Source organism: Acinetobacter sp. ANC_7634, from assembly GCF_056779875.1.
This window is the reverse complement of sequence record NZ_JBWYIT010000006.1, coordinates 72,623-83,932: the sequence shown is the minus strand read 5'-3', so window position 1 is coordinate 83,932 and position 11,310 is coordinate 72,623. Positions and strand designations below refer to the sequence as shown.

The 11,310-nt window shown below is 38.4% G+C and carries 8 protein-coding genes; 5 read left to right on the top strand and 3 right to left on the bottom strand.

The window, feature by feature from the left end; translation table 11 throughout:
* Positions 1 to 74: 74 nt before the first annotated feature.
* Both nagZ and AC1M9A_RS08070 read left to right on the top strand, forming a co-directional pair.
* The gene (nagZ, locus tag AC1M9A_RS08075; RefSeq protein WP_481609996.1) at positions 75 to 1,094 is read left to right on the top strand and encodes a beta-N-acetylhexosaminidase; all 1,020 of its coding nucleotides are present in this window, start codon (positions 75 to 77) and stop codon (positions 1,092 to 1,094) included.
* A 73-nt stretch (positions 1,095 to 1,167) separates the two neighbouring features.
* Positions 1,168 to 2,013, top strand: coding sequence for a class I SAM-dependent methyltransferase (locus AC1M9A_RS08070; protein WP_481608971.1), 846 nt, complete (start codon positions 1,168 to 1,170; stop codon positions 2,011 to 2,013).
* Between the two features lie 63 nt (positions 2,014 to 2,076).
* On the opposite strand, the gene AC1M9A_RS08065 is transcribed toward AC1M9A_RS08070, so the two are convergent.
* Positions 2,077 to 3,399: an alpha/beta fold hydrolase gene (locus AC1M9A_RS08065; RefSeq protein WP_481591556.1), complete on the bottom strand. Its 1,323-nt coding sequence runs from the start codon at positions 3,397 to 3,399 to the stop codon at positions 2,077 to 2,079.
* 287 nt (positions 3,400 to 3,686) lie between these two features.
* Here AC1M9A_RS08065 and AC1M9A_RS08060 point away from each other — a divergent pair, with 287 nt between their 5' ends.
* The 3 genes from AC1M9A_RS08060 to pta all read left to right on the top strand — a co-directional run bounded on the left by AC1M9A_RS08060 (position 3,687) and on the right by pta (position 8,767).
* On the top strand, positions 3,687 to 4,952 hold the full coding sequence (locus tag AC1M9A_RS08060) for a glutamate-5-semialdehyde dehydrogenase (protein ID WP_035265287.1): 1,266 nt from the start codon (positions 3,687 to 3,689) through the stop codon (positions 4,950 to 4,952).
* A gap of 385 nt (positions 4,953 to 5,337) precedes the next feature.
* Positions 5,338 to 6,561 carry an acetate/propionate family kinase gene (locus AC1M9A_RS08055; RefSeq protein ID WP_481591557.1) on the top strand — a complete coding sequence of 408 codons (1,224 nt, stop codon included), beginning with the start codon at positions 5,338 to 5,340 and terminating at the stop codon, positions 6,559 to 6,561.
* Positions 6,562 to 6,625: 64 nt separating this feature from the next.
* On the top strand, positions 6,626 to 8,767 hold the full coding sequence (gene pta, locus AC1M9A_RS08050) for a phosphate acetyltransferase (protein WP_481591558.1): 2,142 nt from the start codon (positions 6,626 to 6,628) through the stop codon (positions 8,765 to 8,767).
* Between the two features lie 184 nt (positions 8,768 to 8,951).
* Here the strand turns inward: pta and AC1M9A_RS08045 are convergent, their stop codons facing one another.
* Both AC1M9A_RS08045 and AC1M9A_RS08040 read right to left on the bottom strand, forming a co-directional pair.
* Positions 8,952 to 9,782 (bottom strand): alpha/beta fold hydrolase, encoded by an 831-nt coding sequence (locus tag AC1M9A_RS08045; RefSeq protein WP_481609995.1) that lies wholly within the window; start codon positions 9,780 to 9,782, stop codon positions 8,952 to 8,954.
* Positions 9,783 to 10,005: 223 nt separating this feature from the next.
* Positions 10,006 to 11,016 carry an AraC family transcriptional regulator gene (locus tag AC1M9A_RS08040; RefSeq protein WP_481609994.1) on the bottom strand — a complete coding sequence of 337 codons (1,011 nt, stop codon included), beginning with the start codon at positions 11,014 to 11,016 and terminating at the stop codon, positions 10,006 to 10,008.
* Positions 11,017 to 11,310: the final 294 nt, after the last annotated feature.

The following is an 11,310-nucleotide window of genomic DNA, read 5'->3' as shown; positions in this document are numbered from 1 at the left end:
GGAGAAAATGTAGCAAATCATTGCAAAATTCGGGTATTGTTTTCTCTTTTAAAATTAGAATCACGGATTCCACTATGATTGGCGCATTGATGCTTGATATTGAGGGCACAACACTTAATCAAGAAGATATTCAACTCCTACAATCTCCACAAGTTGGTGGAGTCATTTTGTTTGGAAGAAATATTGAATCACCTCAACAAGTTCGCGCCTTAACGGATCATATGCGCCAAGTTCGCCCCGATATTTTAATTGCAGTCGATCAAGAAGGCGGACGCGTACAACGTTTAAAACAAGGCTTCACTCTCCTTCCTGCCATGGGACGTTTCGGTGAGCTCTATTTAAGTCAGCCAGATCGAGCAATTGAATTGGCTGAACAATGCGGTTGGCTCATGGCTACCGAAGTCCTTGCAGTCGGGATCGACTTTAGCTTTGCACCTGTATTAGACCTTAACGACATCAGCGATGTTATTGGTGACCGTGCTTTTGCTAAAAATATCTCAGATATCATCCCTTTAGCCCAAGCCTTTATGCAAGGTATGAAACGCGCTGGTATGGCAACCACGGGGAAACACTTCCCTGGCCATGGCTCGGTTAAAGCAGATTCACATATTGCGGCAGCTGTGGATACACGAAGTTATGCTGAAATTGAAGCTCAAGATATGCAAAGCTTTATTCAACTCCAACCTCAACTTGACGCACTCATGCCAGCACATGTGATTTATGAAAAAGTAGATCCAAATCCTGCAGGTTTTTCTCAGTATTGGGTTCAAAAAGTACTTCGTGAAACACTTCAGTTTGACGGTGTCCTGTTTTCTGATGACTTAAGTATGCAAGCAGCTTGTGTTGCAGGTGGTGCAGATGCCCGCATCAAAGCCGCGCTTGAAGCTGGCTGTGATATGGGCTTAGTCTGCAATAATCGGGAATCTGCATGTGTCGCGCTCAGTGCCATAGAGAATTATCCATTGCCGAACCAAGAACGCTTAGAGCGTATGCGCGGTAAGATTCAAGAGATTCGCATTGGTGAACAACTTGACTTAGGCAACGAATGGAAATCTGTCAAAAAGGTCATTGAAGATTTTAGAAAATCATTTTAATAATACAGGGAGCATTATTCTAATGCTCCCTTTATCTTGACCAATCCAATAATAATCATAGCCAAGGATGTGTATGTCTCAATCAAAACAATCAAAGCACCGTCATATTTCGTTTACTGCTCACTACACTGGCTATATTTGGTACCAAATGGGTATCTCTCACGAAGCATTTGCGACTTCGAAAGGTAAAGCCTTGGCGCAATTCGCTCACCCTTTTGAAAGTATAGCTGAGAAGTTTGTCGGTGGAAGTATGCGTTCAACCCTGAAGACACGACATACATTATTAGACGACCATTTAAAATTATTAATCAAACAATATCCAACCCTGCAAATTTTAGAAATTGCAGCGGGACTTTCACCTCGTGGTTGGTGGTTTAGATCTCATTATCCCGAAATAGATTATCGCGAATTAGATTTACCAGACATGGCTACCACAAAACAATCCGCTTTAAATAAAATCGATCCCGAAAGCCCTAAAGTTTTATCAGCAGACTTATTCACGGATGATTTCAAAACAGCTTTTGACGAATTCGACCCAACACGACCGCTAGTGATTATCAGTGAAGGATTAATCAATTATTTTAATCAAGATTTACTCAAACAATTGCTGAATTCAATTGTACGTTTTGGTCAACCATTCCAAACGCTTCATTATTTAACTGACCTTTATCCCGAACCTGTCCAACATAAACTGGCTAACTTAATTTGGTCGAGCAGCAAATTACTCAAATACGCTTCAAGAAGTGCATTTACATTCCACTTTAAAGACCCTTTAGAGGTACAGCACTTTTTTAAACTTTCAGGTTTTACTGAAGTTGAAGTCATTCAACCTCAACTGTATTTTGAAAAAAATAATCAAAATATGGATACAGATCAGCATCTTGGTGATCTAGTATGGATGATTCATGCAATAAAATAATGAATCGTTCGTAGCAATATTACGAAGTATCTCTTTTTTGATTCAAATGAATTCAATGACAGCCTAATCAACGCTGTCATTGTGTTTATGGGTATCTATAAATTGAAGTAAGCGATCAGCCACTTCAAAATAACCATGCTTGAATAATGCTCTTACTTCATTTCCAATAAAATCGAACATTAAACATTCGACAGCAAAATGTCCTTGCTCATCCTCAAATTCAATTGCAAAACTTCGAGCATCTTCCTGTAAGACTTCAACTTGAGATGGATCATCCAAAAAGAATGATACACCAAAGTAATTCAGGTCTTTAATTTCAACTTCAAAACGTTGTGCATTTGTTTGATGAATTAAAACAGAATGTGCATTTTTAAGGGCAAATCGAACTTCCCCTCTGCGATCCAATGATTGCATTTGGTCTTTATCTAAATAAATGATCCCATCTAGATTATGAATCGATTCGCCTTTTAAGAAACTGGTAAAAAGATTCATGGTTTCTTTTCGGCGTTGCAGTTGAGGCACATGATCCGCATTTGCAATCATTGCAAACTCAACATCAGGACATTGCAAGGCAAAATTCGCATTCTCAAATGGCAAAGTAAAACTATCGAATTGACCACATGCTACTAATGTTTTACACATCGGAATTGGAACATGGGAAAGACGCAATAAACGATTACAGTTGATTTCATATCGCTCACGCTCAGCGATATCAAACTCAGACATCTGCTTATAAAAGAGTCGTTTAGCTGTTGGAGACATACGCGTTTGATCTAATTTTGCATGATTCACCAAATACAAAATGACAGCCTGACCAAACTCATCCATACGTTGCTCTTGCATCAATATTAATGACTCTTCAAGCAACATACGCCAGCTTTTACGCGTCTTCTGCATGACGCCCATCAGAATTAATCGATCTACCAGTTCTGGACGATAATGAGCAAAACAGGAAGCAACCACAGAGCCTAATGACATCCCCATAACAGAGACTTTCTTAATCTCCACCAAATCCAACCATTGACCTAACATTTTTGAAAGCTCTGGTAGCTCTAGAGTACCAGCAGAAATTCCAGTATCACGATTGTGGATTTGTTGATTTGAACCTAAAGATGGTAAGTCAATTAAAATAACAGGTCCTTTCTCGAAGAGCTGTTCAACGCAATATTTATATGAATTAAAATTTTGAAATGCGCCTCCGACAATCAGCGTTGGCGTCTGATGCAGTGTTTCTGGCGATGCGATCGCCATATATTCAATTTTCCACCCATCAATCCATGTGGTTCGTGGCGGCTCTTTAAAACTATTTTTATGGTACAGATCAAAAAAATGAGTGCTGTCTTCAGCTGAATAATCTTCAAGCTCCATTTTTATCATGGAATTCATTCCCTTATCTCCATTTGGCTTTATTGTTTTGTTTTCACAGCCGTTAATTTGATCATACTCTCAATTCGTTATGATTATGCAACATAATTAACATTCATTTCATTTTATACAGATGCATGAAATCTGCGCAATGCAAGAATTCACCTTTTATCTTTTTTAACTACCGTTAGGTTCTAAAAATAGTTACAAGTTTTATCAACTTAGCTTTTTTCGCTTATAAACATAGATTGTTGTCATCTGCGCTGCTACTATTTGAATGAGATTTTAAAATGATCAGTTAAACTGCTATGCAAGACTCCATCGAACAGTACATGCAAGTCGTCGGTCAGAATGCGCGTGAAGCTTCACGCTTTTTGGCTGGCTCTTCGACTTTTGAACGAAATAATGCTTTGACGGCAATCCATACCGCTTTGGAAGACCATCAAGCTCAAATTCTAGCTGCGAATAAACTAGACATGACTCGTGGTCATGAAAACAATTTAGACAGCGCATTACTCGATCGTTTGGAACTTACACCCACACGCTTCAGTGGAATGTTACAAGGTCTTAAAGATGTCATCAGTTTAATTGATCCCATTGGTGAAATTACTGACCTAGCTTATCGCCCGTCTGGTATTCAGCTTGGAAAAATGCGAGTGCCTTTAGGTGTCGTAGGTATGATTTATGAATCACGTCCTAACGTCACTCTAGAAGCAGCCTCTTTAGCGATTAAGTCTGGCAATGCCATCATTCTTCGCGGTGGTTCAGAGGCATTAGAGTCAAACAAAGCCATTGCTACCGCAATTCAAAAAGGTTTAGAGCAAGCTGGTGTACCAGTTAACGCAGTCCAAGTTGTCAATACAGCAGATCGTGCTGCAGTTGGGCAATTGATTACCCTCTCTGAGTATGTTGACGTTATTGTTCCACGTGGTGGCAAAGGCTTAATTGAACGTATTACACGTGAAGCGACTATTCCTGTAATCAAACATCTTGATGGTAACTGTCACGTCTTCGTTGAGGCCCAAGCTGATCTACAAAAAGCATTGCCAATTGCGTTAAATGCAAAAACTCATCGCTATGGCGTATGTAATGCCATGGAAACGCTGCTGGTTGATGAAAAAGTTGCTGACGACTTTCTGCCTCGCATTGCTGAACTTTATGCTGAAAAACAAGTTGAATTGCGTGGTTGCTTGAAAGTCAAAGCAATTTTAGGTGAACAGATTAAAACTGCGACCGAAGAAGACTGGTATGAGGAATATCTAGGACCTATTTTAGCGGTTAAAGTAGTCAGTGGCGTTGAAGAAGCAATTTTGCATATCAATAAATACGGATCGCATCACACTGATTCGATTATTACTGAAAACTTTAGCACGGCCCGAAAATTCCTTACTCGCGTCGATTCAAGTTCGGTCATGGTTAATGCCTCTACTCGTTTTGCTGATGGTTTTGAATATGGTTTAGGTGCTGAAATCGGCATTTCAACAGATAAAATTCATGCCAGAGGTCCAGTCGGATTAGAAGGACTCACCTCACAAAAATGGATTGTTTTAGGCGATGGCCAAATCCGTCAATAAACCTAACTTAAAAAAACAAAGCCCTTTTGAGTAAAGGGCTTTGTTTTTGAGTGATTCAACTCATCATAACGAAATAAAAAACGTATAAATTAAATCAATTACAAAGCAGAAGTGGTATATAAAAAATACAATACATGCTATGTTTTACACATACAATTTAATTAAAACATAACCATTATTTATTTTATAAATGAATAAAGAAAGACTATAAATTTTAATTATTATTGCCTTAGTGGTCGATAGTGCTTAAGTCTAATCACCTAAAGTCTATCTAGGACAATAAAAAAACGCATGTTACAAATGCTTCACGATCAAGAAATAACATTTTTTGTTCATTTGGAAGAAAACAAACGAAATATTAAAATTGCCAGTAAAGGAACACACCATGCCCCATTCAGTTCTTATCATCAATTGCGGTTCTTCTTCGATCAAGTTTGCATTATTACTTAAAGATCAAGATTTCCGAATTCATGGTCTTGCTGAAAACTTAGGTACGCCAGAAGCGCGCATCAAAGGCGTGACTATAGGCAACGAACCAGTTGATATTCGTATTCCAAATGCAGACCACAAAGAAGCTCTTGAAGTTGGATTATCTCGCTTAGCGAATCACAAGCCTGATGCCATTGGTCATCGTATTGTACATGGTGGTTCTTTAACTCAAGCAGAGTTAATCACCGATGAAATTATTGAAAAAATCCGTGAAGCAACACCTTTAGCTCCATTACATAATCCTGCACATCTCGTTGGGATCGAAGCGACTAAACGTTTGTTCCCAGACTTACCGCAAGTTGCAGTGTTTGATACAGCGTTCCATCAAACAATGCCAGCGCATGCCTATCGTTATGCGGTACCAAAATTTTTATACACTGAACATAATGTTCGTCGCTATGGATTCCACGGCACAAGCCATGCCTATGTATCAGATCGTGGCTCTGAGCTTGCTGGTAGTTTCCGTGAAGGTGGTTGGCTCACCGCTCATTTAGGCAATGGTAGTTCTACTTGTGCAATTTGGAATGGTAAAAGTGTTGATACCTCTATGGGATTAACGCCACTCGAAGGTTTAGTGATGGGTACCCGTAGTGGTGATGTAGATCCAAGTTTACATAATTTTTTAGCCAAAAACCTAGGATGGGACATTTACAAAATTGACAGAATGCTCAATAGCCAATCTGGTTTATTAGGACTTTCAAACCTGTCAAACGATATGCGAACACTTATCGAAGCTTCAGAAGAAGGCAATGAAGATGCTGCACTTGCTATTGAAGTATTCTGCTATCGTCTTGCTAAATCATTAGCAGCACTCAGCTGTGGTTTACCTCGTCTTGATGGCTTATTCTTCACAGGTGGTATTGGTGAAAACTCAGCATTTATTCGTGAAAAAACATTATCTTATTTGCCACATTTTGGTTTTAACTTTAGCAAAGAAAAAAATAACCAATTAGCTCGCGGTACTGAAGGTCGTATTGATAATGGTACTGGTCCGCAAATTTGGGTCATTCCTACAGATGAAGAAGGACGTATTGCACAAGAAACAGAACATGTGGTGAATCAAATCGGAGATGTGAATTCATCTGAAAAAAAGTCTGAACTTGAAACCGCGACTGCTTAAGTAGTCGCCCGCTCAGACATATTTACATATTTCTTTTTTATTTTTAGATATAGATTTTGATGATATGAAAACAATTGTACTTGTTCCAACTGGTGAAGGTGTAGGTCTGACATCAGCGTGTTTAGGCTTAATTTATGCACTTGAGTGTCAAGGTGTAAAAGCTGGTTTTGTTAAGCCATTTTCACAAGAAGTACATGCTGAAAATTTCGATCGCACCACAGCGTTATTCCGCCATGTTTCTCAGAACGAAACAGTTGAACCAATCTCATATCAAAATGTAGTTCAGCAATTAAATGCTGATGAAAGTGATGAGTTATTAGAAGAAGCTGTTCGTCTACATCGTCAAATTGCTAAAAAACATGATCTTATTATTGTGGAAGGGTTAGTTCCAAATAGTCGTGATAGTTTTGCATCTGAACTGAATGCTCAACTTGCTCAAGCACTAGATGCGAAAGTCATCATTGTGAGCAATGCTGATATCAAACAACCAGCCTATACTGCAGAAAAAGTAGAAACCCAATTACGTAATTTTGGTGGAGCAAACAGCAACCGAACAGCTGGTGTGCTTTTCATGCGAACCAAAGGTCTGTCCGAGGAGTCTGCACAGATTCCAGTGACCATTGATCCAAGTCTGCGTCTGACACAAGAGACTCAACAATTTGTTGGGGAAATTCAAAAAACACATCCACTGATTGGTTCCGAACAACTTCCTGTTATTGCATTAGTACCATTTAGTAATACTTTAAGTGTGCCGCGAATGTCTGATATCGCGCAACATATTCAAGCAGAATGGATTAACTTAGGTGAGGCTGCACAACGTCGTGTTCTGCATAGTAGCCTGATCGCTTCAAATATCGAGCGCGAACTGCACAAATTCACGGCAGGCGAACTGATTATTAGCGCATCAGATCGTATTGATGTCTTACTTGCAAGTAGTTTAGCAAGCAGCAATGGTATCCCTCTTGCTGGTTTAGTATTGACTGAACATTATGCACCTAATCAACAAGTACTGGCTTTCTGCCAAGCAGCAATAAAACAGGGCTTACCTATTTTACACACACCATTGAGCACCTTTGAAACGGCAACCCAACTGGCTAATTTAAGTAATGAAATTCCTGTAGATGATACTGCTCGCGCTGAACAAGTCACTCGATTTGTATCTAGCCATATTGATGCGGATTGGGTAACGCAGTTGCTGAATGGTTCATACCAACCACGTCTTTCTCCATCTGCATTCCGTCATGAGTTGGTACAAAAATCAATTGCAGCGAAGAAAAGAATTGTTCTTCCTGAAGGTGATGAACCTCGTACGATTCAAGCAGCCGCGATCTGCCAATCACGTGGTATTGCTCACTGTATCTTACTGGCAAAACCAGAAGCAGTTTTAGATGTAGCCAAAGCTCGAGGGATTGAATTACCTGATGATTTAGAAATCATTGATCCAGACCTCATCCGCGACAATTATATTGCGCAAATGGTAGAGTTGCGTAAAGGCAAGTTAAATGAACTGCAAGCGAAAGAACAGTTACAAGATACAGTGGTTCTTGGAACGATGATGTTAGCACTAGATCAAGTGGATGGATTAGTTTCAGGTGCAGTTCATACCACAGCCAATACAGTTCGCCCTGCATTTCAGTTGATTAAAACGGCACCTGATTACTCTTTAGTTTCGTCTGTTTTCTTTATGTTACTACCAGATGAAGTGTATGTTTATGGTGACTGTGCAATCAATCCAGATCCTAATGCAGAGCAACTTGCTGAAATCGCGATTCAATCTGCCGATTCAGCAAAAGCGTTTGGTATTGATCCACGTATTGCCATGATTTCATATTCAACAGGAACATCTGGCACAGGTGCTGATGTTGAAAAAGTTGCTGAAGCAACACGCATCGCAAAAGAACGTCGTCCAGATTTATTGATTGATGGACCCCTTCAATATGATGCTGCCTCTGTAGAAAGTGTAGGTCGCTCTAAAGCACCTGACTCTCAAGTGGCGGGTCGTGCCAATGTGTTTATTTTCCCTGACTTGAATACTGGTAATACCACCTATAAAGCAGTTCAACGCTCTGCCAATGTGGTCAGTGTCGGTCCAATGCTCCAAGGTTTAAACAAACCTGTAAACGATTTATCTCGTGGTGCATTGGTCGATGATATTGTCTTTACCATTGCTTTAACAGCGATTCAAGCTGAGCAACAAGCCCAATAATTTGATTTGCATATGAGTTACCATCCTCGCGAAAGTGAGGATGGTTTTTTCAATAAGTCCCTTAGAACACTCAGATCTATGATTAACTCCTACGTGTTGTAACTTAGAATCATGAGGTTAACTAAAGACTTATATAAAAAAACAAGAACTCTTAAAGAGTTCTTGTTTAAGACAAGATCGAAAATTAACTTTGAATAAATGCAAGAAGATCAGGGTTAATCACGTCAGGATTAATAGTGAGCATCCCATGTGAATAACCTGGATAAATCTTTAAAGTTCCATTTTGTACCAATTCAGCCGATAACTTTCCTGAAATATCAAGAGGAACAATTTGGTCATCATCACCGTGTAAAACTAATACTGGCACTGAAATTTTCTTAAGGTCTTCTCTAAAATCAGTTTGGGAGAAAGCCACAATCCCATCATAGTGTGCTTTAGCAGAACCCATCATCCCTTGTCTCCACCAATTTTGAATCACTGGTTCAGACGGCTTCGCATTCGGACGATTAAAGCCATAAAATGGACCTTCAGGTACAGCACGATAGAATTCAGCTCGATTTTTAAATAACTGAGCCTGCATATCATCAAAAACAGCTTTCGGCAATCCATTTGGATTATCTTCGGTTTTCACCATATAAGGTGGTACAGAGCTCACAAGAACAGCTTTAGAGACACGTTCCTCACCATATCTTGCTATATAGTGTGCAACCTCTCCACCGCCTGTTGAATGACCAATATGAATCGCCTTTTTAATGCCCAAATGCTCTACAACAGCCGCAACATCATCAGCATAATGATCCATATCATGACCTTCAGACACTTGAGAAGATCGTCCATGACCACGGCGGTCATGCGCCACCACACGATAACCTTTGTCTAAAAAGTAAAGTATTTGTGCATCCCAATCATCAGAACTTAAAGGCCATCCATGATGAAAAAAAAGGACCTCACCATCGCGTGGTCCCCAATCTTTATAAAAAATTTCAACACCGTCTTTAGTCTTTACATAACTCATTTTCAACTCCTTAAATTGGTTGAATAATAATTGAATATGAAATCAAATTAATTCCTAAGCAATTGAATATTTTTTAAAATTTAATTCGATTTATTAGGATTAGAACTTCATTAAAAACTTAAATGTGTCAAAAACCAAGTAACCATTTAGAGTGTTAAAACTGTTCTACCTCAGATTAAAGTAACGGATTTGGCATAAGTTTAATTGACTCAGATGATATAGTTTAAGTATCAATTGAATCATTTTTTGTACTTTTTCTTTTTCGGTATTGCAAAGGTGTCTCACCCGTCCAACGTTTAAATGCTCGTGAAAAAACAGAACTCTCTGAGAAACCGAGAACGCTGACAATATGACACATGGAAATCTCTTTGGATGCTAATAATTGCTTTGCAGTCCGAATACGATAATGAGTTAGAATTTTCTCAAAAGAAGTGTCAATATCGTTTAAAGATGCACGCAAGGTGTTGACCTTCATATTTAACTTGTCTGCCACATGCGTTAACTGAACATTGCCTGATTCGAGTAAACCATCAGCTAGAATTTGTTCTATATCAGAAATAAGTTCATATTTTTCAACCTGTCTCATCTGACGTTTTGCATAAGTTTCATGGATGGCAAATAATTCAGGCTCATACCAGTCAAATTTTAAATTCAACAACGCTGCATCAAATATAATTTTCCCATCCGGACAGCCCAACTCAACTTCACATCCCCATACGCGCTTGTATTCTATTAATGTCGCACCATATTCATAGGGTAAATAAATTTTAATTGGGCGGAATTGATCATCTGTAATGAATTTCAAAAACTTTAAAATCACACTGATTACAATCTCTAAATAATGCCGAACAGGATGATTAAACCCTTGAACTCCAGCAACATGCCCATTTGTGAACAGGCTAAAATGAAAAGCTGAAGAAAGTAATTTTTGGTAATTTAAAGCTTTCTCTAGTCCAACTTTAAATCCCGAACTACTCAAAAATAGATACTCAATCAATGAGCCTCTAATTACAGGAAAATGCTCTCCTACATGTAAACCAATATCTCTGTCATTAGAAACTTTTTGCGCTGTATTCCAAAATCGGTACTGACATGAATTATCTCTGCGAACTGTCTTATCAGGCAAATGTGCGGGCAATCCTACATCTTCTAAAATTTGCTCTACATTTAATCCCATCTTTTGCATTGTGATATAGGCATAACTCAGAAAGACTCCAGCGTCACTTGACTTCATATTTAATTAACTTCTAGATTTTATGAAACATATAAATAATATTGATTTTTAATTATATAAATATTTACTTAATACTTTCTATTGAAAATCTTAACAAAATTTAATTTCACAAAGTCAATGTATTAGAATTATTGATGACTAAAATAGTGAAATTTCACCCATTTAATCTATAAATATTATGAGATAAATTTGAAAAAAATTATTGTTATTTATAAAAAAGCTTAAACAACTTATTACGTAAACGTATTTCCATCTAAAAAATTAATTAGCAAATATTAATTTTAACTTTTCTAT